The 23945-nt window shown below is 70.5% G+C and carries 21 protein-coding genes and 1 tRNA gene; 14 read left to right on the top strand and 8 right to left on the bottom strand.

Annotated features, from left to right (window positions below):
- The 6 genes from pstS to phoB all read left to right on the top strand — a co-directional run bounded on the left by pstS (position 1) and on the right by phoB (position 5333).
- Positions 1–1059, top strand: coding sequence for a phosphate ABC transporter substrate-binding protein PstS (gene pstS, locus ET526_RS06080; protein ID WP_240048279.1), 1059 nt, complete (start codon positions 1–3; stop codon positions 1057–1059).
- Positions 1060–1109: 50 nt separating this feature from the next.
- Complete coding sequence (gene pstC, locus ET526_RS06075; protein ID WP_135466776.1) at positions 1110–2093, top strand: phosphate ABC transporter permease subunit PstC; 984 nt, start codon at positions 1110–1112, stop codon at positions 2091–2093.
- An 8-nt stretch (positions 2094–2101) separates the two neighbouring features.
- Positions 2102–3004 (top strand): phosphate ABC transporter permease PstA, encoded by a 903-nt coding sequence (gene pstA, locus ET526_RS06070; protein ID WP_135466775.1) that lies wholly within the window; start codon positions 2102–2104, stop codon positions 3002–3004.
- A 65-nt stretch (positions 3005–3069) separates the two neighbouring features.
- Positions 3070–3855 (top strand): phosphate ABC transporter ATP-binding protein PstB, encoded by a 786-nt coding sequence (gene pstB, locus ET526_RS06065; RefSeq protein ID WP_135466819.1) that lies wholly within the window; start codon positions 3070–3072, stop codon positions 3853–3855.
- A gap of 25 nt (positions 3856–3880) precedes the next feature.
- Positions 3881–4591: a phosphate signaling complex protein PhoU gene (gene phoU / locus ET526_RS06060; protein WP_135466774.1), complete on the top strand. Its 711-nt coding sequence runs from the start codon at positions 3881–3883 to the stop codon at positions 4589–4591.
- 25 nt (positions 4592–4616) lie between these two features.
- On the top strand, positions 4617–5333 hold the full coding sequence (gene phoB / locus ET526_RS06055) for a phosphate regulon transcriptional regulator PhoB (protein WP_135466773.1): 717 nt from the start codon (positions 4617–4619) through the stop codon (positions 5331–5333).
- A gap of 22 nt (positions 5334–5355) precedes the next feature.
- On the opposite strand, the gene fzlA is transcribed toward phoB, so the two are convergent.
- From fzlA to ET526_RS06035, 4 genes are all read right to left on the bottom strand, one after another.
- Positions 5356–6024 (bottom strand): FtsZ-binding protein FzlA, encoded by a 669-nt coding sequence (gene fzlA, locus ET526_RS06050; protein ID WP_135466772.1) that lies wholly within the window; start codon positions 6022–6024, stop codon positions 5356–5358.
- A gap of 79 nt (positions 6025–6103) precedes the next feature.
- The gene (gene gltB, locus ET526_RS06045) at positions 6104–10642 is read right to left on the bottom strand and encodes a glutamate synthase large subunit (protein ID WP_135466771.1); all 4539 of its coding nucleotides are present in this window, start codon (positions 10640–10642) and stop codon (positions 6104–6106) included.
- Positions 10643–10647: 5 nt separating this feature from the next.
- Positions 10648–12087, bottom strand: a complete 1440-nt coding sequence (locus tag ET526_RS06040) for an NAD(P)-dependent oxidoreductase (RefSeq protein ID WP_135466770.1) — start codon at positions 12085–12087, stop codon at positions 10648–10650.
- Positions 12088–12325: 238 nt separating this feature from the next.
- On the bottom strand, positions 12326–13279 hold the full coding sequence (locus ET526_RS06035) for a complex I NDUFA9 subunit family protein (RefSeq protein ID WP_135466769.1): 954 nt from the start codon (positions 13277–13279) through the stop codon (positions 12326–12328).
- A gap of 120 nt (positions 13280–13399) precedes the next feature.
- On the opposite strand from ET526_RS06035, the gene ET526_RS06030 reads away from it, so the two are divergent.
- The 8 genes from ET526_RS06030 (at position 13400) to hpf (ending at position 19992) form a co-directional block, all read left to right on the top strand.
- A tRNA-Leu gene (locus tag ET526_RS06030) sits at positions 13400–13486 on the top strand.
- A 47-nt stretch (positions 13487–13533) separates the two neighbouring features.
- Positions 13534–14193: a ribonuclease D gene (locus tag ET526_RS06025; RefSeq protein ID WP_192898662.1), complete on the top strand. Its 660-nt coding sequence runs from the start codon at positions 13534–13536 to the stop codon at positions 14191–14193.
- 171 nt (positions 14194–14364) lie between these two features.
- Entirely contained in the window at positions 14365–15363 is a 999-nt protein-coding gene (locus ET526_RS06020; protein ID WP_240048278.1) for a KpsF/GutQ family sugar-phosphate isomerase, read from the top strand.
- Between the two features lie 8 nt (positions 15364–15371).
- Positions 15372–16055 (top strand): LPS export ABC transporter periplasmic protein LptC, encoded by a 684-nt coding sequence (lptC, locus tag ET526_RS06015; RefSeq protein WP_240048277.1) that lies wholly within the window; start codon positions 15372–15374, stop codon positions 16053–16055.
- A complete protein-coding gene (locus ET526_RS06010) occupies positions 16052–16984 on the top strand; it encodes an LptA/OstA family protein (RefSeq protein WP_135466768.1) in 933 nt (310 codons plus the stop codon). Before lptC ends, ET526_RS06010 begins: the two co-directional genes overlap by 4 nt.
- A complete protein-coding gene (gene lptB, locus ET526_RS06005) occupies positions 16981–17742 on the top strand; it encodes an LPS export ABC transporter ATP-binding protein (RefSeq protein WP_135466767.1) in 762 nt (253 codons plus the stop codon). Before ET526_RS06010 ends, lptB begins: the two co-directional genes overlap by 4 nt.
- A gap of 65 nt (positions 17743–17807) precedes the next feature.
- Entirely contained in the window at positions 17808–19277 is a 1470-nt protein-coding gene (rpoN, locus tag ET526_RS06000) for an RNA polymerase factor sigma-54 (protein ID WP_135466766.1), read from the top strand.
- A 100-nt stretch (positions 19278–19377) separates the two neighbouring features.
- On the top strand, positions 19378–19992 hold the full coding sequence (hpf, locus tag ET526_RS05995) for a ribosome hibernation-promoting factor, HPF/YfiA family (RefSeq protein WP_135466765.1): 615 nt from the start codon (positions 19378–19380) through the stop codon (positions 19990–19992).
- Positions 19993–19998: 6 nt separating this feature from the next.
- Here the strand turns inward: hpf and glpD are convergent, their stop codons facing one another.
- The 4 genes from glpD to phnC are packed head-to-tail and all read right to left on the bottom strand — an operon-like array spanning position 19999 to position 23937.
- Positions 19999–21501 (bottom strand): glycerol-3-phosphate dehydrogenase, encoded by a 1503-nt coding sequence (gene glpD / locus ET526_RS05990; RefSeq protein WP_135466764.1) that lies wholly within the window; start codon positions 21499–21501, stop codon positions 19999–20001.
- An 8-nt stretch (positions 21502–21509) separates the two neighbouring features.
- Positions 21510–22340: a phosphonate ABC transporter, permease protein PhnE gene (gene phnE / locus ET526_RS05985; RefSeq protein ID WP_204623506.1), complete on the bottom strand. Its 831-nt coding sequence runs from the start codon at positions 22338–22340 to the stop codon at positions 21510–21512.
- Complete coding sequence (gene phnE / locus ET526_RS05980) at positions 22337–23128, bottom strand: phosphonate ABC transporter, permease protein PhnE (protein ID WP_135466763.1); 792 nt, start codon at positions 23126–23128, stop codon at positions 22337–22339. The genes phnE (ET526_RS05985) and phnE (ET526_RS05980) overlap by 4 nt, the downstream gene beginning before the upstream one ends.
- Positions 23125–23937: a phosphonate ABC transporter ATP-binding protein gene (gene phnC / locus ET526_RS05975; RefSeq protein WP_408869752.1), complete on the bottom strand. Its 813-nt coding sequence runs from the start codon at positions 23935–23937 to the stop codon at positions 23125–23127. The genes phnE (ET526_RS05980) and phnC overlap by 4 nt, the downstream gene beginning before the upstream one ends.
- Positions 23938–23945: the final 8 nt, after the last annotated feature.

Here is a 23945-nt window from a genome sequence, read left to right as displayed (position 1 = left end):
GTGAACCGACGCACCCTTCTTGCTGCCGCCGCGGCGGCCACGACGCTTCCCCTCCTGCCCCGCGCCGCACGGGCGCAGCAGGCGCAGATCACCGGGGCCGGCGCCACCTTCCCGCGTCCGCTCTACGAGCGCTGGGCGCAGGCGGCGCGTGAGGCGATTGGGATCCAGCTCAACTACCAGTCCATAGGCTCGGGAGGTGGCATCAATCAGATCACCAACCGTACTGTGGATTTCGGCGCTACCGATGCGCCATTGACTGTTGAGCAGCTCGCCGAGCGTAATCTGTTGCAGTTTCCAACTGTGCTGGGTTCGATTGTGCCGATTGTGAACCTGCCGGGCGTGCAGGACAGCCAAGTGCGCCTCTCGCCGGAGCTGTTGGCGGAGATGTTCCTTGGCCGCGTGCGTCGCTGGAACGACGAGCGGCTGGTTGAGCTCAACCGCGACCTGCGGCTGCCGAACCTGCCGGTGGCGCCGGCCTACCGCGCCGATGCTTCGGGCACAACCTGGGGCTTCACCACTTATCTCGCTCGTGTCTCCGAGGCATGGCGAAGCGGCCCTGGTGCTGGCACCTCGGTAAGCTGGCCGGCTGGCCAAGGGGCGCGAGGCAATGAAGGAGTATCGAACACGGTCCGAAACACCCCCGGCGCTATCGGCTATGTCGAGAACGCTTATGCGGTGGTGAACCGTCTAGTGCGCGTACAGCTTCGCAACCGCGCCGGCACCTTTGTGCGCGCCGAACGGGATGCATTCATCGCTGCAGCAGCGGCGGCCGACTGGTCGGTGCCGAACATGGCGCCTGATACCATTGACCTTCAGGGTGAGAAGGTGTGGCCGATCACCACCGGCACCTACATCCTGCTGCCGACCAACCCAACCGCGGAGCGCGTCGAAGCCAGCCGCAACACCATGCGTTTCTTTGACTGGGCTTTCCGTGAGGGTAGTCGCGCAGCGGAGCAGCTTGAATACATCCCGCTGCCTTCCGAAGTGCATGAGTTGGTGCGCAAGGCGTGGCGCGAGCGGATACGGACACCGGACGGCACCCCGGTCTGGTCTGCCTGAAACGACCGAGGTGGGGCGCAACCTCGATTTGCTGATCCCGGGAGTGCGCAGTGAGCCAAGCCACGATTGGCGCCATCACCCCCCCTACGGCGGTGCGACGCCGCGGGAGAGCCAGCACAGGCGATATTGTTTTTGAGGGTCTTTGCAGGGCAGCCGGCTTGGTCGTGCTGGTCCTGCTTGGTGGCATCATCGTCACGCTTTTTGTTGGCGCACTCCCGGCTTTCCAGGAGTTTGGTGTAGGCTTCATCACTAGTACGGAATGGGACCCTGTGGAAGGACGAGAGCGCTTCGGCGGCTTCGTTGCCATCTTCGGTACCCTGATCTCATCGCTCCTGGCCATCATTTTTGCGGTGCCGGTGGCTTTCGGCATTGCCTTCTTTCTGACCGAGCTCGCGCCCCTCTGGCTACGACGTCCAGTCGGCACTGCGATCGAGCTGCTGGCGGCAATTCCCTCCATCATCTACGGCATGTGGGGCCTGTTCGTGCTGGCCCCCTTCGTACAGCTGCGCATACAGCTCACTTTCGGCGACACTCTGGCCTCTCTGCCCCTGATCGGTTTCCTATTTGACAGCGTAAGCTTCGGCGGCACCAATTTGTTTACGGCGAGCTTGGTGCTGGCGATCATGATCCTACCCTTCATCGCAGCCACCATGCGCGACGTTTTCGAGCAGGTGCCACCGGTGTACAAGGAGAGCGCCTATGCTGTCGGTGCCACGCGTTGGGAGGTGGTGCGCAGCGTGGTGCTACCCTATACGCGCATCTCAGTCGCCGGCGGTGTCATGCTCGGCCTCGGTCGAGCGCTGGGGGAGACCATGGCTGTTACCTTCGTGATCGGCAACGCCAACCGCCTGCCGCAGTCGCTGTTTGATCCGACCAATACTATCGCTTCGGTCATTGCCATGGAGTTCCCTGAGAGCCTGATGGGCAGCCTGCAGCAGAGCGCGCTGTTCGCCCTCGGCTTCCTGTTGTTCGTCCTTTCCTTCCTCGTGCTTGCCCTGTCGCGCTGGCTGCTGCGCCCGCGCCTGAAGGTCTAAGACCCCTGATGAGCGCTGCCGCCACTGCCCTCGCTCCGGCCAAGGACCTCACTGTCGCCCGTGCGCTCGGGCGCCGGCGCCGGCGCACGGATGCCGCGATCCGCTGGCTGTGCATCGCCGCGACGTTGGTCGGGCTGTTCTTCCTGGCCTCGATCCTCGTCACCCTGCTCTGGCGGGGCCTGCCGATGCTCGACTGGCTGACGCTGACTACGGAGTTCCAGCCGACCCGCTACGGCGACGAGACCCTGCCCCGCGGCGGCCTCTCCCACGCCATCGTCGGCTCGCTGATGCAGGTCGGGCTGGCGACGCTGATCGGCACCCCGATCGGCCTCTTGGTCGGCACCTACCTCGCGGAGTATGCGCGGGATTCCGCCTTCGGCAGCGCGGTGCGTTTCGTCTCCGACGTGCTGCTCTCCGCGCCCTCGATCCTGATCGGGCTGTTCATCTACCAGCTCGTGGTGCTGCCCATGGGCGGCTTCTCCGGGCTTGCGGGGGCGCTCGCGCTCGCCATCATCGTCATTCCCGTGGTGGTGCGTACTACGGAGGACATGCTGCAGCTCATCCCGAACACGTTGCGCGAGGCGGTGATCGCGCTTGGCGCGCCGAAATGGAAGATGATCCTACTGGTCTGCTACCGCGCCGCGCTGTCCGGCATCATCACCGGCGTGCTGCTGGCGGTGGCCCGTATCGCCGGCGAGACGGCGCCGCTGCTGCTCACCTCCTTCGGCAACAACGTGATGAGCACCGATCTCGGCCGGGCCATGGCCAGCCTGCCGATCGCCATCTATCAGCAGGCCAACTCCGGCTTCCCCGACCTGATCCAGATTGCTTGGACCGGTGCGCTGCTGGTTACCCTGGGAGTGCTGGCCATCAACATCGCCGCCCGCATACTGTTGCGGCGCCGCCACTGAGGGAGCAGGCCATGAGCTCGACCACGGCAGAGACTGGCGCCCGCACGACGGGCAGCTTCGGCGGCATGCAGGCTCGCTCCGAAGCTGCCATCAACACGATCTCCCGCATCTCCATCCGCAACCTCGACTTCTATTATGGCGACTTGAAGGCCTTGAAGGGCGTCAGCCTCGAATTACCCGACCGCCAAGTGACCGGCATGATCGGTCCCTCGGGCTGCGGCAAGTCCACCCTGCTGCGGGTGCTGAACCGAATGTACAGCCTCTACCCTGGTCAGCGGGCGGAGGGGGAGGTGATCATGGACGGGCGTAACATCATCGCCCCCGACGTGGACCTGAACGAGCTGCGTGCGAAGGTGGGCATGGTGTTCCAGAAGCCCACCCCCTTCCCGATGACGATCTATGAAAACATCGCCTTTGGCGTCCGCTTGCACGAACGACTGTCCAAAGCACAGATGGACGAGCGCGTGGAATGGGCGCTTTCCCGTGCCGCCATCTGGGACGAGGTGAAGGACCGGCTGCAGCGCTCCGCCCTGGGTCTTTCGGGTGGGCAGCAGCAGCGGCTGTGCATCGCTCGCACTATCGCGGTACGACCGGAGGTGATCTTGTTCGATGAGCCAACTTCGGCACTTGACCCTATCTCCACCTTGAAAATCGAGGAACTGATAGACGAGCTGAAGCGCGACTTCACCATCTGCATCGTTACCCACAATATGCAGCAAGCGGCGCGCTGCGCTGATCAGGTGGCATTCTTCTATCTGGGTGAGCTGGTCGAGGTAGCACCTGCTGCGCAGCTATTCACTGCACCTCGTGAGCAGCGGACACAGGAATACATCACCGGACGCTTTGGCTGAGTCGACAAAAGGGAGGCACGCCAAGATGCCCGCGCACACTATCCGTAGCTACGAAGAAGAATTGAAGCGCCTCCGAGACATGATTGTGCGCATGGGTGGCCTGGCCGAGCGTCAGGTGGCAGACGCTACCGAGGCCCTAGTGCGTAGGGACACCGAGCTCGCCACTGAAGTCGTGCAGCGCGACGCCGAGCTCGATGCCATGGAGCGCCAGGTGGACGGATTCTGCGTCCGCCTGCTGGCGCTGCGCCAGCCGGTGGCCAGCGATCTGCGCCTCATCATCGCCGCGCTGAAGATCGCGCATGACCTCGAGCGCATAGGCGATTATGCGCGCAATGCCGCCAAGCGCAGCATCGTGCTCGCCGAACAACCGGCAATCGGGAGCCTGAACGGATTCCAGCGCATGGCCCGGCTGGTGCAGGAGAACCTTAAGGGTGCGATAGACGCGCTGGTTCATGACGACTCCGAAAAGGCCGACGAGATCTGGGCCGCTGACGAGCCGGTGGACGACATCTACAACGGCATCTTCCGCGAGATGCTGACCTTCATGATGGAGGATCCGCGCAACATCACCGCTGCGACCCACCTTCTGTTCGTTGCGAAGAACCTGGAGCGCATCGGTGACCACGCCACTAACATCGCCGAGACGGTCCACTTCGCGGTGCGCGGCGACGTGCTGGAGGAGGAGCGCCCGAAGGGCGACACCTCCGCCTACGCCGTGGTCCGCCCCCCCGAGTGAGACGCCTCCTGCTCTGGACCATCCGATGCCCGAGCTGATCACAGGCAGCGCCAAGCCCCTCATCCTCGTGGTCGAGGACGAGGCGCCGCTGCTGACGCTGCTGCGCTACAATTTGGAGAGACAGGGTTTCCGCGTCGAGGAAGCGGCGGATGGGGAGGAGGCGCTCGTTCGGGTTGCCGAGGCACGGCCTGATCTCGTGCTGCTCGACTGGATGCTGCCCTCCCTCTCCGGCCTCGAAGTGTGCCGCCAGATACGCCGTCGCCCGACGACGCGGGACTTGCCCGTCATCATGCTGACCGCGCGCACCGAGCAGCAGGATGCGGTACGCGCCCTCGATACCGGGGCGGATGACTACATCAGCAAGCCCTTCGACATGGAGAATCTGCTCGCGCGCATCCGCGCGCTGCTGCGCCGTTCCGGCACCATCGCTAGCAAGGGCGTCCTCGCCTACCAAGACATCCGCATGGATCAGGACGCGCATCGCGTCTTCCGTGGCGGGAGGCCGCTGCACCTCGGCCCCACCGAGTACCGGCTGCTCGAGTTTCTGCTGCAACATCCGGGACGGGTCTTTTCGCGCGAGCAGCTCCTCGATGCGGTTTGGGGCCGGGACATCCATGTCGAGCCGCGCACCGTGGACGTGCATATCCGCCGCCTGCGCAAGGCGATCAACGGGCCAGACGAGCCGGACCTGATCCGCACCGTGCGCTCTGCCGGCTACGCGCTGGATGCCGAGAGTCCCTGAAGGGGCGCGCGGGCGTTTCCGTTCAGAAGTCGGGGTCGGCGTAGTGCGGAGGCGGCGTCAGGCCGCTGACGCGCTCGGCCAGCAGGGCACGAAAGCAGGGGCGGGACTTCATCCTCGCGTACCATTCCTTCGCCGGATCGCTGAGCGACCAGTCAACATCGCCGATGTAGTCGAGCGCGGAGAGATGCGCCGCGGCGGCAAAATCCGCCAGGCTCACCCGCGGTCCGGCGAGCCAAGCCCGCGTTTCCGCCAGCCAGCCGAGATAGTCGAGGTGCGGGCGCAGATTGGCATAGCCCGCGCGGATCGCCGAGGCGTCCGGATTGCCGCGACCGAGCAGGCGCTTCATCTGCTTCTCGTAGAGAAGGTTCGCAGTCACCTCCTGGCCGAACTTGCCGTCGAACCAGGCGACTAGGCGCCGCACCTCGGCTCGCTCCGCGAGGGTGCGGCCGAGAAGGTCTATATCGGGATAGGCCTCCTCCAGGTATTCGCAGATGGCGTAGCTGTCGGAGATGGCAAGGCCATTCTCCTCGACGAGCACCGGCACGGTGCCGGCGGGGTTCAGCTCGAGGAACTCCGGCCGCCGCTCCCAGACTTGCTCGATTCGCAGCTCGTAGGGGATCCGCTTCTCGGCCAGCGCAAGCCGGACCTTGCGGGAGAAGGGCGAGAGCGGGAGATGGTAGAGGATTCGCACGGCGCGCGCTTATGGCACGCCGTGCGCCCGGGGCCAACCAGGAGTTGGCACAAAGGCGCCTCGGCGGCCGCTTCCTTGCCTACTCCGCCGCCACTGCCGCCGCTTCGCGCATCGGCACCGGCAAGTACTTGGCATACTCCCTGGGCACCACGTGCCAGAAGCGGCCACGCTCCTGGGTCCAGTCGTTCAGCAGCCGCGCCGCAAGGCGCGAGCCGGTCTCCCGCACATGGCGCGCGACAAGATCCCTCAGCACGCCCTCCCAATGGGCGGAGGCAAGGCGCGCCCACAGCAGCGTGTCGGGGTTCACCCGCCGCTCGAAGGTCTCGTCCGGGTCATAAAGGAAGGCCATGCCACCGGTAAAGCCGGCGCCGAAATTATCGCCGACCGGTCCAAGGATGACAACGGTGCCACCTGTCATGTACTCGCAGCCATTGGCGCCGCAGCCTTCCACGACCGCTACCGCGCCGCTGTTGCGCACGGCGAAGCGCTCACCCGCCTGGCCAGCGGCGAACAGCTCGCCGCCCGTGGCGCCGTAGAGTACGGTGTTGCCGATGATGGTGTTCTCGTTCCACACCAGGGTTGAGGAAGGCGCAGGGCGCACCACGATGCTGCCGCCCGAAAGGCCCTTGCCGACGTAGTCGTTGGCATCCCCCAGCACCTCGATCTTCAGCCCGCGCGCCGCGAAGGCGCCAAGAGACTGCCCGGCGCTGCCGCGCAGGCGCACCGTGAGGTGACCGGGCTGCAGCCCCTCCGCGCCGAAACGGCGCACGATCATGCTGCTGATCCTGGTACCGATGGCGCGATGAGTATTGCGGATGTTGTACTCGAGCTGCATCTTCTCGCCACGCTCGAACAGCGCCGCGGCGTCGCGGATCATGTCGGCGTCCAGCGTCTCCGGCACCTCGTTGCGGCCCTCCAGCGTGCAGTAGGGCGCGTAGGGGCCGGGATCGGCTTGCACCAGCAGGGGGTTCAGGTCGAGGTCGTCGAGATCCTCCGAGCCGCGGCTCACCTGGCGCAGGAGGTCGGTGCGCCCGATCACGTCGGTGAGGCGCCGGAAGCCAAGGGAGGCCAGGATCTCCCGCACCTCCTCGGCGACGAAGGAGAAGAGGTTGATCACCTTCTCCGGCGTGCCGGAGAATTTCTCGCGCAGCTTCTCATCCTGGGTGCAGACCCCGACCGGGCAGGTGTTGGAGTGACACTGCCGGACCATGATGCAGCCCATGGCGATCAGAGAGGCGGTGCCGATGCCGAATTCCTCGGCGCCCAGCATGGCGGCGATCACCACGTCGCGCCCCGTCTTGATGCCGCCATCGGTACGCAGCTTCACCCGGTGACGCAGGCGGTTTAGCAGCAGCACCTGATGCGCCTCGGAGAGGCCCATCTCCCAAGGCAGGCCGGCGTACTTGATGGAGGATTGCGGCGAGGCGCCGGTGCCCCCGGAATGACCGGAGACCAGGATGGCATCCGCCTTCGCCTTGGCGACGCCAGCCGCGATCGTGCCGATGCCCGAGCGCGCCACCAGCTTCACGCAGACCGTGGCATCCGGATTGATCTGCTTCAGATCGTAGATGAGCTGCGCCAGATCCTCGATCGAATAGATGTCGTGGTGCGGCGGAGGAGAGATCAGCGTCACCCCCGGGGTGGAATGGCGCAGCTTGGCGATCAGCCCCGTCACCTTGAAGCCGGGGAGCTGCCCACCCTCGCCGGGCTTCGCGCCCTGTGCGATCTTGATCTCGATCTCGCGGCAGTTGTTCAGGTACTCGGCCGTCACCCCGAAACGGCCGGAGGCGATCTGCTTGATCGCGCTGTTGGCATTGTCGCCGTTCGGACGCGGCCGCGCGCGCGCCGGATCCTCCCCGCCCTCGCCGGAGTCCGAGCGGGCGCCGATCCGGTTCATGGCGATGGAGAGCGTCTCATGCGCCTCCGGGCTCAGCGCGCCGAGCGAGATGCCGGGAGCGACGAGGCGCTTCCTGATCTCGGTGATGCTCTCCACCTCCTCAAGCGGCACCGGCACCCGCCCTTCGCTGCGAAAGTCGAGCAGGTCGCGCAGCGCCACGGGGGGCATGCGCCGCACGGCCTCGGAATACTTCTTGAAGGTCGAGTAGCTGTCGGTCTCCACCGCCTTCTGCAGGGTATGGATCAGCGCCCCGTCGAAGGCGTGGGTCTCGCCGCGCAGGCGGCGCTTGTAGAGCCCGCCCACGGGTAGCGTCACCACCTCGGCATCCCAGGCGGTGCGGTGCAGGGTGAGAACACGCCGCGCGATGCCGGAAAGCCCGATGCCGGAGATGCGCGAGGGCACGCCGGGGAAGAATTCCGCCACCAGGGCGCGGGAGAGGCCGATCGCCTCGAAATTCATGCCGCCGCGGTAGCTGCTCAGCACGCCGATGCCCATCTTGGACATCACCTTGAGCAGCCCCTTGTCCACCGCCTTCTTGTAGCGGGCGACGCATTCCTCGAGCGACAGGCTCCCGAACAGGCCGCGGCGGTGCCGGTCGGCGATGCTCTCCTGCGCCAGGTAGGCGTTGACCGTGGTGGCGCCGGCGCCGATCAGCACGGCGAAGTAGTGCACGTCCAGGCATTCGGCGACCCGGACGTTGAGCGAGGTGAAGGTGCGCAGGCTGTGCCGCACCAGATGCGTATGCACGCCGCCCACCGCCAGGATCATCGGGATCGCGGCGCGCTCCGGCCCCTGATGCTCGTCGGTCAGGATGACGTGGGTGCAGCCGGAGCGCACCCCCTCCTCCGCCTCCCTGCGGATGCGCTCGATGGCCCGGCGGAGCCCGGCCTCACCCTCGGTGGCGGGGAAGGTGCAGTCCACGACACAGGCGGTCGCGCCCATATAGTCGCGCATCGCCGCGAATTCGGCATTCGACAGCACCGGGCTGTCGAGCATCAGCATGTCGCACTGCGTCGGGTCCTCGTCGAGGATGTTGCCGAGATTCCCGAGGCGGGTCTTCAGCGTCATCACCCGCGTCTCCCGCAGGGAGTCGATCGGCGGGTTGGTGACCTGGCTGAAGCTCTGGCGGAAATAGTGGTGCAGGCCGCGATACCGGCCGGAGAGCACGGCGATCGGCGTGTCGTCGCCCATGCTGCCCACCGCCTCGTTCGCCTCCTCCACCATGGGATGGAGGATGGCTTCCAGCTCCTCCAGCGTATAGCCCACGGCGAGCTGGCGGCGGCGCAGCTCCTCGGCGCCGAACTGCACCGGCTCCCCGGTGCCGGCCTTGACGATTTCGTCGATGCGGGTGGTGCGCGCGGTCCATTGCCCGAAGGGCCGGCGGGCGGCGAGCATGTCCTTCAGCTCGCGGTCTCGGTAGAAGCGCCCCTCCTCGAGATCCACGGCGATGCACTGGCCGGGTCCGACGCGCCCCTTGGCGACGATCGTCTCCTCGGAGAGCTTCACCATGCCGGTCTCGGAGCCGACGACGAGCAGCCCGTCATTGGTCACGGTGTAGCGCATCGGCCGGAGGCCGTTGCGGTCCATGCCCGCGATCACCCAGCGCCCGTCCGTGGCGCAGAGCGCGGCCGGCCCGTCCCAGGGCTCCATCACCGCGTTGCAGTAGAGGAAGAGGTCGCGGTGCGCCTCCGGCATGGTGGCGTTGTTGCCGATGCTCTCCGGGATCAGCATCGCCTTGGCCATGGGCGCGTCGCGCCCGCCGCGCACCAGCAGCTCGAACACGTTGTCGAGCGTCGCGGTGTCCGACCCGCCGGCCTGGATCACCGGCTTGATCTCGTCGAGCCAGGGGTCGAGCAGGGGGTGGGAGAGCCGCGTCTCGTGGCTCTTCATCCAGTTGATGTTGCCCGAGAGCGTGTTGATCTCGCCGTTGTGGGCGATCATGCGGAAGGGTTGGGCCAGCCGCCAGGTCGGGAAGGTGTTGGTGGAGTAGCGCTGGTGGTAGATGGCGAAGCGGCTGACGAAGCGCTCGTCCAGCAGATCCGGGTAGAAGGCCGTCAGGTGCTCGGCCAGGAACATGCCCTTGTAGATGATCGAGCGGCAGGAAAGGGAGCAGAGATAGAGCTCGGGTATCTGCGCCGCGATCGCCTGCTTCTCGATCCTGCGGCGGATCACGTAGAGGTCGCGCTCGCAGACCGCCTCGTCGCGCTGCCGGGGGTCGAAGATCAGGATCTGCTCGATCTCGGGGCGCGTGGCGTTCGCCTTCTCCCCGATGCAGCCGACATTGATCGGCACCTGGCGCCAGGAGTAGATGGCGTAGCCGGCGGCGAGGATCTCCGCCTCCACGATCTGGCGGCAGCGCTCCTGCGCGCCGAGATCGGTCTTGGGCAGGAACACCATGCCCACCGCGATGCGCCCGGGGCGCACCCGGTCGCCGCCGCGCGCCACCACCTCGGCGAAGAAGTCCTGCGGGATCTCGATGTGGATGCCCGCGCCGTCGCCGGTCTTGCCGTCGGCGTCCACCGCGCCGCGGTGCCATACCGCCTTCAGCGCGTCGATGCCGGCCTGCACCACCTGCCGGCGGGGCCTGCCGTCGAGCGCCGCCACCAGGCCGACGCCGCAGGCATCGTGCTCCGTCACATCCACGCCGGCGGCGGCGAGGCGCGCGGCGTTCCGCCGCCAGGCTTCCGCGAAGGCGGCGCCGTTCTCGATCATGCCGTCCATCCCCCTCACTCCGCCGCCATCGCCGCAGGAGCCGCCTTGGCCCGCACATAGGCATCGATCCGGTCGGCCGCGTCGCGGCCGTCGCGGATCGCCCACACCACCAGGGAGGCGCCGCGCACGATGTCGCCGCCCGCGAAGACGCCCGGAAGTTCCGTCATCATCGTGCGGTGGTCCACCTTCAGCGTGCCCCAGCGCGTCACCGCGAGGGCCGGCTCGCCGAACATCGCCGGCACGTCCTCGGGATCGAAGCCGAGCGCCTTGATCGCCAGGTCGCAGGGAATGGTGAAGCCGCTTCCCGGAATCGGCGCCACCTGCTGGCGGCCGGTCGCGTCCGGCAGGCCGAGATGCATGCGCGTGGCGCGCACGCCGCTGACCCGGCCGTCGCCGAGGAACGCCTCCGGCGCGGCGAGCCAGGTGAAGGTCACGCCCTCCTCCTCCGCATTCGCCACCTCCCGCATCGAGCCGGGCATGTTCGCCCGGTCGCGGCGGTAGAGGCAGGTGACGGATCTCGCGCCCTGGCGCACCGCGGTGCGCACGCAGTCCATGGCGGTGTCCCCGCCGCCGATCACCACCACCTGCCTGCCGCGCGCATCAAGCGCGCCGGATTCGAATTCCGGCACCGGATCGCCGAGGTTGTGGCGGTTCGCAGCGGTCAGGTAGTCGAGCGCCGGCACGATGCCTTCAAGCCCCACGCCTGGGCAGGCGATGTCGCGCGCACGGTACACGCCGGTGGCGATGAACACCGCGTCGTGGCGGGCGCGCAGCTCCGCGAGCGTGACATCCTTCCCCACGGCGCAGTTCAGGTGGAAGCGGATGCCGCCCTCCTCGAACTGCCGCCAGCGGCGCAGCACCACCTCCTTCTCCAGCTTGAAATTGGGGATGCCGTAGATCATCAGCCCGCCGACGCGGTCGTAGCGGTCGTAGACATCCACCTGGTAGCCGCGCGTGCGCAGCCGCTCCGCGGCGGCAAGGCCGGCCGGGCCGGCGCCGATGATGCCGACGCTCCAGGGCAGCTCGCGCCGGGGCTTGGGTGGCCGCACCCAGCCGCGCTCCCAGGCGGTGTCGGTGATGTACTTCTCCACCGCGCCGATGGTGACGCTCTCGAAGCCCTTCTCGATGACGCAATTGCCCTCGCAGAGCCGGTCCTGGGGGCAGATGCGGCCGCAGATCTCGGGGAAGGTGTTGGTGGCGGAGGAGACCTCGTAGGCCTCCTCCAGGCGCCCCTCGGCGGTGAGCTTCAGCCAGTCGGGGATGTTGTTGTGCAGCGGGCAGTGCACCGAGCAGAAGGGCACGCCGCACTGGCTGCAGCGGCTGGCCTGGGCCGCCGCCGCATCGGCGGCGAATTCGCGGTAGATCTCCCCGAAATCGCTGCGGCGCGTGGCGGCGTCCCGCTTCTCCGGCGGCATCTGGGGCAGGCGCACGAACTGCAGCATCCGTTCGGCCATGGCAGCGGGTCCCGACGAGGTTCTGGAGGCGCGCGGATGGCCCCGGAGGCGCGCCCGCCGGGGGCACGCCCGGCCCCTCGCGGCGCCCTCGGCGGGTGCAGCAATACGGCGTCGCGCCCGGCCGCGCGAGTCTTTTCTCGCCGTCAGGACAGTTATTCTGACCTAAATTCCTGCCCGCTTGCGGCCCCCGCCTGCCTCGCCTGCCAAGCTTCAGTTCATATGGTCCGAATCGGTCGTATCATGCGGTGGCTGTCCGCCGTCCCCCCTTGCGGAACCGGACCAGATAGCCGGGCACCACCGCCTCCGGCGCCTTGGGGGAGATGCCGAGTTCCTTCAGCCCGGCCGCTCCCTCCGCCACCACGTTGTCGCGCTGCAGCATCAGAAGCTGGTCGCGGGTCAGGGGCGGGTTGGGCAGGAACTCCCCGAACCAGGCCTGCAGGCGGGCGAGGCCAAGCGGAATGTCCACCAGCGGCTTGCGCTGCCCGGTCACGTCCAGCACGAAGCGCAGCAGCTCGCGGAAGGTCAGCACCCGCGGCCCGCCCAGCTCGTAGATCCGCCCCGGCGCGTCCTCGCGCTCCGCCGCCGCCACCACCGCGTCCGCCACGTCCCCTACATAGACGGGCTGGAAGCGCGTCCCCCCCATGATCACCGGCATGAAGGGAAGCTGGCGCGACAGCGCGGCGAAGCGGTTGAAGAACTGGTCCTCCGGACCGAACACGATGGAAGGGCGGAGGATCACCGCCGCGGGGAAGGCGGCGCGCACCGCCTGCTCGCCCTCCCCCTTGCTGCTGCCATAGGCGGAAGGGCTGGCGGGGTCGGCGCCGATCGCCGAGACATGCACCAGCCGCTCCACCCCCGCCGCCGCGGAGAGGCGCGCGACCCGCCCTGCCCCCTCGGCATGGACGCGGCGGAAGTCTCCGCGGCGGCGCTCGTGCAGGATGCCGACCAGGTTCACCACCAGGCCGGCATCGGCCACCGCGCGCGCCACCGCCGCCTCGTCGGCCAGGCTCGCCGCCAGCGGCACGATCTGCCCGACCCTTCCCTGGGTCTGCAGGAAGCGCGCCCCGGCCGGGTCGCGCACCGCCACGCGCACCACGTAGTCGCGCTGCGCCAGGCGCTGCACGACGTAGCGGCCGATGAAGCCCGAACCGCCGAACACCGTGGCCACTTTCCGCACCGTCTGACCGCGCATGGGACAAGGCTCCGTTCCGAAGGCGGCGGACCATAGGAAGGGCAGCGCGCCCCGCCAAGCCGCCCCCCTACTTGACGACGGCCGGCGGCGCCTCTATCTGGCCGCCCTCACCGCACCGATGCCCAGGTGGCGGAATTGGTAGACGCGCAGGTTTCAGGTACCTGTGGCCGCGAGGCCGTGGAGGTTCGAGTCCTCTCCTGGGCACCACCCCCCGCGGCGGGGAGACCCCGTTGCCGCCCGCCCGCCCCACCACGCTGTTCGCCCCGGCGCCCCCCTCCCCCGGCCGCGCCGTGATCCACCTGCACCGCCACGACCTGCCCGCGGGGCTCGACCTCGGCCCCTTGGTCGCGGTTGACACCGAGACCATGGGCCTCAACCCGCACCGCGACCGGCTCTGCCTCGTGCAGCTCTCCGCCGGCGACGGCACGGCGCACCTCGTGCAGATCGTTCCACCCGCCCTCGGCGGCCGCGGCGCCGACTGCCCGAACCTCAAGCGCCTGCTCGCCGATCCGGGCGTGACCAAGCTGTTCCACTTCGCCCGCTTCGACTGCGCGGCGCTCCGACTGCATCTCGGCGTCACGGTGGCACCGGTGATCTGCACCAAAGTGGCCTCGAAGCTGGTGCGCACCTTCACCGACCGGCACGGGCTGAAGGACCTCTGCCGCGAGCTGCTCGGCATCGAGATCAGCAAGCAGCAGCAGACCACCGACTGGGGGGCGCCTGAACTCTCCGCCGAGCAGCAGGCCTATGCCGCCGCCGACGTGCTGCACCTGCACGCGCTCTGGGCGAGGCTCGAGGGGCTGCTACGCCGCGAGGGGCGGCTGGCCCTGGCCGAGGCCTGCTTCCGCTTCCTTCCCGCCCGCGGCGAGCTCGACCTCCTCGGCTACGCCGAGCCGGACATCCTGGCCCATTAGGGCGGATTGCGAGGGGCTGGGAACCGGCCGGACGCGAAGCTGCGGGGCACATGACGGGATGGGGCCGCCGCGGCCCCGGGGTCAAGGGCTGGCACGGTTCTTGTCCGGGAGCCGAAGCACCCCCGCGCCGCGTCGTTGACCGCCATCGCGCCCGGCACCATACATCGGCCCGTGGACATCCCTCCCTCCGACACCCTGCCGGGCAGCGACCTCGCCGTCGCCCGCCGCGTCCTCGCCACCGAGGCCGAGGGGCTCGGCCTGCTCGCCGCCGCGCTCGACGAGCGCTTTCCCCGCGCCGTCTCGCTGCTCGCCGGCACCACCGGCCGGGTGGTGGTCACCGGCATGGGCAAGTCGGGCCATGTGGCGCGCAAGATCGCCGCCACCCTCGCTTCCACCGGCACGCCGGCGCTGTTCGTGCACCCGGCCGAGGCCTCGCATGGCGACCTCGGCATGATGGTGCCGGGCGATGCCGTGCTCGCCCTCTCCAATTCGGGAGAGACGCCCGAACTCGCCGATCTCGTCGCGCACACCCGCCGCTTCGCCCTGCCCCTCGTGGCGATCACCGGCCGGGAGGCGAGTGCGCTCGCCCGCGCCGCCGACGTGGTGCTGCTGCTGCCCCCTGCGCCCGAGGCTTGCCCGATGGGCCTCGCGCCCACCACCAGCACCACGCTGCAGATGGCGCTCGGCGACGCGCTGGCGGTGGCGCTGCTGACGCGCCGCGGCTTCACCCCGGCCGATTTCCGCGTCTTCCACCCCGGCGGGCGGCTCGGCGCGCAGCTCTCCCGCGTGCGCGACCTGATGCATGGCGGGGCGGAGATGCCGCTCGCGCCCCCCGCGATGCGCATGGACGCCGCCCTGGTGGCGATGACGCAGAAGCGCTTCGGCTGCCTCGGCATCGTCGAGGGGGGGCGGCTGGTCGGCGTCATCACCGATGGCGACCTGCGCCGCGCCCTGCAGCCCGGAGGCCCCGGCGCCGCCACCTTCCTCGAGCGCCGCGCCGCCGAGGTGATGACGCGCACGCCCCGCACCATCGGCCCCGATGCCCTGGCCGGCGAGGCGCTGCGGCTGATGAACCAGCATGCCATCACCGCCCTCTTCGTGGTGGACCAGGCAGGCGCCCCGATCGGCATCCTGCATGTGCACGACCTGCTGCGCGCGGGCGTGGCATGAGCGGCGCCGTGCCTGAGGGCGCCCCTCCGGCCGGCCGCTCCCGCACGGCGCCCGGAGCGCGGCTCCTGCCGCCGCCCTCGCGCCGGCGCCGCCCGCCGAGCGCCGGCCAGCTTGCCCGCCGCCGCATCCTGATCCGCACCACCAAGTGGCTGCTGCCGCTGCTGGCGCTCGCCCTGCTCGCGGCCATCGCCTTCTGGCCGGAGATCGAGGGCGGGGGGGAGAGCGCCCGCGTCAGCTTCCGCCGCAGCGCCGAGCCGCGCGCCGAGGCGCTGCGCGTGGTCGAGCCGCGCTACCAGGGGGTGGACGACCTGAACCGCCCCTACACCATCACCGCCGACGCGGCGCAGCAGCGCGGCACGGAGGAGGTGCTCGATCTCGACCAGCCGCGCGCCGACATCCTGCTCACCGACGGAAGCTGGGTGTATCTGCGTGCCGATGCCGGGCGCTACGACCGCGCGGCGCGCCGGCTCGACCTCCGCGGCGCGGTGACCATCTACCACGACAACGGCACCATGATGCGCACCGAGAGCGCCGAGGTGCTGCTCGACACCAACAGCGCCATGGGCGAGGCGCCGGTCGAGGCCCAGGGACCCTTCGGCACCCTGGTCTCGGAGGGCTTCCGCCTGAGCGAGCGCGGCGCGCGGGTGGTGTTCACCGGCCGCGCCCGGGCGGTGCTGGAGGACCGGCCGTGAGCCGCCGCCTGCTGCCGCGCCTCGTCCTGCTTGCCGCCCTCTGGCCCGCCGCCGCCCTGCCCCAGGCGATCGACCTCTCCCAGGGCGGGCCGGTGGACGTCACCGCCACGGACGGCATCGAGTGGCGCCAGGCCGAGCAGGTGGTGATCGCCCGCGGCAACGCCCGCGCGGTCAAGGACGGGGTCACGGTGGATGCGGACCGGCTGCTCGCCCGCTACCGCCAGCCCCCCGGGCGGGAGCCGGCGCCGGGCGGAGCGGCCGAGCCCGCCCTCGGCGGCAGCAGCGAGATCTGGCGGCTGGAGGCGGAGGGGCGGGTGCGCATCGCCACCGCCACCGATACCGCGCGCGGCGACCGCGCCGTCTACGACGTGGACCAGGCGGTGCTGGTGCTGACCGGGCGCAACCTCTCCCTGGAGACCGGCCCGAACCTCATCACCGCGCGCGACAGCCTGGAATACTGGTCGAACCGGCGCATGGCGGTGGCGCGCGGCGGGGCGGTGGTGGTGGACCGCGAGAACGACCGCCGCATCGCCGCCGACACCCTCGTCGCCTACTTCCTGGAAGGCCCCCCCGGCACCGCCGCCCCGGCCGCCGCGGCGCCGCGCCCGCGCACCCCGGAGGGGACGGAGGTGCCGGGCGCCGGCCGCCTCGACCGGGTCGAGGCCTTCGGCGGCGTCGAGATCCGCACGCCGACCGAGGTGGTGCGCGGCGAGCGCGGCGTCTACAGCGCCGCCACCGGCATGGCGCGCCTTCTCGGCGGCGTGCGCATCACCCGCGGCGACAACCAGATCAACGGCCAGGAGGCGATCGTGAACCTGCGCACCGGCGTCGCCCGCCTCGTTTCCGCCCCCGGCGCGCGCGTGCAGGGGCTGGTGGTGCCGCAGCAGGCGGAGGAGGCGCGTCCCGGCGCCCAGGGAGGCGGGCGGTGAGCGGCCACGCCCCGGCGCTGCGCGCCATCCCCGGCGAGGGGGGGCTGGTCGCCACCGGCCTCGGCAAGCGCTACCGGAAGCGGCCGGTGGTGCGCAACGTCTCGATCAGCCTGCGGCGGGGCGAGGCGGTGGGGCTGCTCGGCCCCAACGGCGCGGGCAAGACCACCACCTTCTACATGATCATGGGCCTGGTGCGGCCGGACGAAGGCCGGGTGGTGCTGGACGGGCACGACGTGACCCATCTGCCCATGTACCGCCGGGCCCGCCTCGGCCTCGGCTACCTGCCGCAGGAGGCCTCGATCTTCCGCGGCCTGTCGGTGGAGGACAACATCCGCGCCGCGCTCGAGGTGGTGGAGCCGCAGCGCGACCGGCGCGAGCAGATGCTGGACGCGCTGCTGGCCGAGTTCGGCATCTCCCACCTGCGCCGCGCCCCGGCGCTCGCCCTCTCGGGCGGCGAGCGGCGGCGCTGCGAGATCGCGCGCGCCCTCGCCACCCACCCCTCCTACATCCTTCTCGACGAGCCCCTGGCCGGCATCGACCCGATCGCGGTGGGCGAGATCCGCGACCTGGTCCGGCACCTGAAGGACCGCGACATCGGGGTGCTGATCACCGACCACAACGTGCGCGAGACGCTGGAGATCATCGACCGCGCCTACATCCTGCACGACGGGAAGGTGCTGATGGAGGGCAGCCCGCGCGACATCGTGGCGCATGAGGGGGTGCGCCGCGTCTATCTCGGGGAGCGGTTCAGCCTGTGAGCCGGCCGGCACCGGTCCGTTCCGCGGCCGGTTATTTCGGCCGGCGCCCGTGATACCCTGGCACCATGGCGCTGACCCCCCGACTCGACCTCCGCCAGACCCAGTCGCTGGTGATGACGCCGCAGCTCCGGCAGGCGATCCGGCTGCTGCAGTCGAGCAACCTGGAGGTCGCGGCCTTCGTCGAGGAGGAGCTGGAGCGCAACCCGCTGCTGGAGCGGGACGAGACCTCCGCTGCCGACCCCGATGCCGCCCGGGCCGACCCCCTGCCCGCGGGCTCGGCGCCGCAGGACAGCCACGCCGCCGCGGTCTCCGAGACCCTGCCGAGCGAGGAGGCGGCGCCCCTCGATGCCGAATGGGACAATGTCTATGAGGCCGAGGCGCCCGGCCGGGGCGGCGGAGCCAATGGCGCCTTCGAGGATGATCCCGGCGGGGTCGAGGATCTCGCCGGCGCCGGGCGGTCGCTGCGCGAGCATCTCGGGGAGCAGATCCGCCTCTCCTTCGCCGCCCCGCAGGACCGGCTGATCGCCGCCCAGCTCCTCGCCCTGGTGGATCCGGCCGGGCGGCTCGCGCTGCCGGACGAGGCGATCGCCCGCGCGCTCGGCTGCGAGGCGGCGCGGGTCGCGGCGGTGCGCGCGCGGATGCAGCGCTTCGACCCGGTGGGAATGTTCTGCCGCGACCTCCGGGAGTGCCTGGCCGTCCAGCTCGCCGAGCGGAACCGGCTGGACCCGGCCATGCGGGCGCTGCTCGACAACCTTGACTTGCTCGCTCGGCGCGACAAGGCGGCGCTGATGGAGCGCTGCGGGGTGGACGCCGAGGACCTCGCCGACATGATCGCCGAGCTCCGCCGCCTCGACCCCAAGCCCGGCGCCGGCTTCGACGAGGCGCCGGCCCCGCCCGTGGTGCCGGACCTGCTGATGCGCCGGGCCCCCGACGGGGCCTGGCTTCTGGAACTCAACCCGGACACCCTGCCGCGGGTCCTCGTCAACCGAGGCTTCCATGCCCGGGCGCTGGTGGGGCTGCGCGGCCGGGAGGGGCGCGCCTTCCTCGCCGAGCAGTGGCAGAATGCCAATTGGCTGGTGCGCAGCCTGGAGCAGCGCGCCAGCACCATCCTGAAAGTCGCGGCCGAGATCGTCCGCCGCCAGGACGGCTTCTTCCGCCATGGCATCGGCCATCTCCGCCCGCTGATCCTGCGGGAGGTGGCCGAGGCGGTGGAGATGCACGAGAGCACGGTCAGCCGGGTGACGGCGAACAAGCACATCGCCACCCCCCGGGGCACCTTCGAGTTAAAGTATTTCTTCACCACCGCCATTCCCGGCACCGGAGGCGAGAGCCACAGCGCCGAGGCGGTGCGGCACCGCATTCGTGCCCTGATTGAGGCCGAGGATCCGGACGCGGTTCTGTCCGACGACGCAATCGTGGAACGGTTACGTCAGGAAGGCGTGGACATCGCCCGCCGAACCGTGGCCAAATACCGCGAGGCGTTGCGCATCCCATCATCGGTGCAACGTAGGCGGGAAAAGGCTGCCCTGGCCTGATCCGCGTCCCCCGGCCGCGAGGCCGCCGCGCCCGCGCCGGGTTGCCGCCGGAGCCGGGCGGGGCGGGCCTTCTCCCAGGCGAAGAAGGGGACGTGACTTCATGCACATCACGGTCGCTGGCAAGCAGGTTGACACCGGCGAGGCGCTGAAGACGCATGTGCGGGAGGGCCTCGCGGCCGTCGCGCGCAAATATTTCGATCATGCGCTCGAGGCCAATGTCACCTTCCGCCGCGACGCGAAGGGGCGGCAGGGGGCGTTCTTCCTCTGCGACATCAACCTCAAGGCCGGGCGCAACCTGTTCATGCGTGGCGAGGGCGAGGGCACGGACGCGCACCGCGCCTTCGAGGTGGCGGTCGAGCACCTGGCCAAGCAGCTCCGCCGCTACCGCCGCCGCGTGAACGACCATGCCCGCAGCCTCGCCGAGGTGCGCGAGACCGCCACCACCCTCGCCGCCACCCCGGCGCCCGAGGCGGAGGAGGCCGAGGAGGAACAGGCGCCGCTCAACGGCCAGCCGGTGGAGGGGGATGCCTTCGGCCCCATCGTCGCCGAGCAGCCGGCGGAGCTTGCCCGGCTGTCGGTGGAGGAGGCGGTGCGCCGCCTCGATGGCGGCCACACTCCCGTGGTGATGTTCCGAAACCGCGCCTCCGGCACGCTGAACGTGGTGTATCGCCGGCCCGACGGCTGCATCGGCTGGATCGACGCCCCGGCCGCGTGATCCGCGTCAGGCCGTGGCCGCGGCGCCCTCCATTGCCGCGGCCACGGCTGCGCGTTCGGCCGCGCTCATGTGCAGGCCGAGCTTGCTGCGGCGCCACAGCACGTCCTCGGCGCTGCAGGCCCATTCCTCCCGCCGCAGCCAGTCGAGTTCGCGCTCCGTCAGCCCGGCCCCGAGGTCGCGGCCGAGATCGGCGGCGGAGCGGGCGCCGCCCAGCAGCGCCTCGGTCTCGGTGCCGTAGGCGCGCAGCAGCCGGCGCAGGAGCGCCCTCTCCAGCCAGGGGTGGCGGCGCGCGATCTCCGCCTCCAGCGCCGCCAGGCCGCCCGTGAAGTCGCCGCCGGGCAGGGGGGCGGTGGCGGTCCAGGGCGTCCCGATGCGGCCGAGCGCGGCGCCGAGGCGTTCCATCGCCTCCTCCGCCAACCGCCGGTAGGTGGTGATCTTGCCCCCGAACACCGACAGCACGGGCGCGCCCGGCCCGGCCGTCTCCAGCTTCAGCACGTAGTCGCGGGTGACGGCGGAGGGATCGGCGGTGCCATCGTCGTAGAGCGGGCGGACGCCGGCATAGCTCCAGACGATGTTCTCCACCCGCGGCGCGGCGCGGAACTGCCGCGCCACGGCGGCGCAGAGATAAGCCGCCTCCTCCGGCGTGCAGACCGCGCTGCCGGGATCGCCCTCATGCGGCACATCGGTGGTGCCGACCAGGCTGAACCGCCCCTCGTAGGGAATGACGAAGACCACCCGCCGGTCGTCGTTCTGCAGGATGTAGGCCTGCTCCCCCTCGTAGAGCGCCGGCAGCACGATGTGGCTGCCGCGCACCAGCCGCAGCGAGGCGGCGGTGCTCCCCGCGCCGCAGGCCGCCGCGCGTGCCTGCAGCGCCCAGGGCCCGGCGGCGTTCACCAGCGCCCGCGCGCGCACCACCCGCTCCCGCCCCGCCCCGTCGCGCAGGCGGCAGGCCCAGCCCTGCGGCCCCGGCTCGGCGCCGAGGAAGGCGGTGCGCACGGCGATCTCCGCCCCGCGCCGCGCCGCGTCCCTGGCGTTCAGCACGACCAGGCGCGCATCCTCCACCCAGCAGTCGGAATAGGCGAAGGCGGCCGTGATCTCGGGGCGCAGCGGCGCGCCGAAGGGGTGGCGGGCGACAGGGACGGATTCCGCGCCCGGCAGGCTGACGCGGCGCGCCAGGTGGTCGTAGAGGAAGAGGCCGGCGCGGATCATCCAGCGCGGCCGCATCTCCGGCCGGTGCGGCAGCACGAAGCGCATCGGCCAGATGATGTGCGGGGCGATGCGCAGCAGCACCTCGCGCTCCGCCAGCGCCTCCCGCACCAGGCGGAACTCGTACTGCTCCAGGTAGCGCAGCCCGCCATGGATCAGCTTGGAGGAGGCGGAGGAGGTGGCGCCGCCGAGGTCGCCCCGCTCCGCCAGCACCACGGAGAAGCCGCGCCCCGCCGCGTCGCGGGCAATGCCGCACCCGTTGATGCCGCCGCCGATCACCAGCAGGTCGCACTCTTCGCGCATGGGGGCGCTCATATCAGCCTCGCCCTGATGCGGGTGACGAGGATCTCGGCGATCACCACCACGGCGAGGATCGCCAGCAGCACCGTCGCCACCCGGTCCCAGTGGAAGAAGTTGATGGCGTCGTCCAGCACCACGCCGATGCCGCCCGCGCCGACCAGGCCGAGCACCGCGCTCTCGCGCACGTTGATGTCCCAGCGGAACAGGGCGACGCCCCAGAAGGCGGGCTGCACCTGCGGCCAGATGCCCTTCAGCATCACCGACCCCCAGGGCGCGCCTGCGGCGCGCAGCGCCTCCGGCGGGCCGGGCGAGGTCTCCTCGATCGCCTCGGCCAGCAGCTTGCCGACGAAGCCGACCGAGCGGAAGGCGATGGCGAAGGTGCCCGCCGCCGCCCCCGGACCGAACACGGCGACGAAGATCAGCGCCCAGACCAGCGAGTTCACCGAGCGCGAGGAGACCAGGACGAGCTGCGCCAGCCCGTTCAGCGCCGGCACCCGGCAGACGTTGCGCGCCGCCAGCAGCGCCACCGGCACCGCGAGGAGGAAGGAGAGGATGGTGCCGAGGGTCGCGATGTGCAGCGTTTCCACCAGCGCCGCATGGACGGAGGGGTAGTAGTGCGCGAGGTCCGGCGGCCACATGCGCACCAGCAGGTCGGCCATCTGCTCCGGCGCGTCGGCGAGGAACTCCGGGATGATGTCGATGCTGCGCACCGCCCAGACCAGGGCGGCGACGACGAGCAGCCACACCGCCCAGCGCCCGATGCGCTGCCGCGGGGTCAGGCGCTGCCATTCCCGCCGCAAGGGGCGGAGCGGATCGGGCACCGCCTCGGCGGTCGCGCTCACTGCAGTGCCGCCCGGATGCGGCCGGAGACCAGCTCGGCCAGGAAGATCATGGCGATGATGGCGATCAGGATCGCCGCGACGAAGTCGTAGTCGAAGCGCTTGAAGGCGGCGAACAGCGTCCCTCCGATCCCGCCGGCGCCGACGATGCCGACCAGCGTCGAGTTCCGGAGGTTGGAATCGAGCTGGTAGAGGCAGAAGCCGAGGAAGCGCAAGGCCACCTGCGGCAGCACGGCGTAGAGCAGCACCGAGGCGCCCGGCGCGCCGGCGGCGCGCACCGCTTCCACCGGCTTCATCGAGATCTCCTCGATCGCCTCGGCGAAGAGCTTGGCGATGAAGCCCATGGAGGCGATGGTCAGCGCCGCGACGCCCGCCAGCGCCCCGAAGCCGATCGCCTTCACGAACAGGATGGCGACGATGACGTAGTGCAGCGAGCGGCAGAGGGCGATGAAGGCCCGCGTCGGGGCGGAGACGAACCAGGGCGAGAGGTTGCGCGCCGCCATCAGCCCGAGCGGCAGCGAGAGCAGGATGCCGAGCGCGGAGGCGAGGATGGCGATCTGCAGGCTCTCCAGCAGCCCCTCCACCAGCAGCTCCCAGCGCGCGAAGTTGGGCGGGACCATGCGGGCGAGGAACCGCCCCGCCTCGCCGAAGCCGACCATCAGGCGGGCCCAGGTGATGTCGAGCTGCGCCGCCGCATACACCGCATAGGCGGCGAGCGCGGCGAGGCCGGCGCGCCCCGCCCAGTTCGGCGCGAAGGCGCGCCGCGCAGCGGTCGCGGAGGCCGCGGTCACAGCCAGTCCTCCCCGCCGTAGATCTGGCGGAGGTGCACCGGCTCCAGCGCCTCCGGCGGGCCGTCGAAGACGATGGCGCCGCCGGCCATGCCGACGATGCGGCCGGCGAAGCGCTTCGCCAGCTCCACGTTGTGGATGTTGACGATCACCGGCACCCCGGCCTCGGCGGTCAGCCGCGCCAGCAGCTCCAGCACCTCCACCGCGGTCTTGGGGTCGAGGGAGGAGGTCGGCTCGTCCGCCAGCAGCAGCTCCGGCCGCTGCATCAGCGCCCGCGCGATGCCGACGCGCTGGCGCTGCCCGCCGGAGAGCGCGTCCGCCCGCCGCGTCGCGTGGTCCGGCAGGCCGACCGCGTCGAGCAGGGCGAAGGCGCGCTCGATGTCCTCCGCCGGGTAGCGGCGCAGCCAGGCGCGCCAGACCGGCACGTAGCCGAGCCGGCCGCAGAGCACGTTCTCCATCACGGAGAGGCGCTCCACCAGATTGTACTCCTGGAACACCATGCCGATGCGCCGGCGCGCCAGGCGCAGCGCCCGGCCGCGCAGCCCCGTCAGCGCCTCCCCGTGCAGGCGGATCTCGCCGCGCGTCGGCTCGACCAGGCGGTTGATGCAGCGGATCAGCGTGGACTTGCCGGTGCCGGAGGGGCCGATGACGGCGGTGATCCCCTCCGGCGCCACGTCGAGATCGATGCCGCGCAGCACCGGCTGGCCGGGCACGTACTCCTTGACCAGCCCGCGGATCTCGAGCCCCCGGCGCGCCCCGGTCGGCACCGGCGCCGTCGGGGCGCCAGCCGGCACGGTGGGCCGGGGCCGCACGGTGGCCG

The sequence above is a fragment of the Crenalkalicoccus roseus genome, from assembly GCF_004761865.1.
GTDB classification, from domain to species: Bacteria; Pseudomonadota; Alphaproteobacteria; order Acetobacterales; family Acetobacteraceae; genus Crenalkalicoccus; species Crenalkalicoccus roseus.
This window is presented reverse-complemented; position numbering and strand designations above follow the sequence as displayed.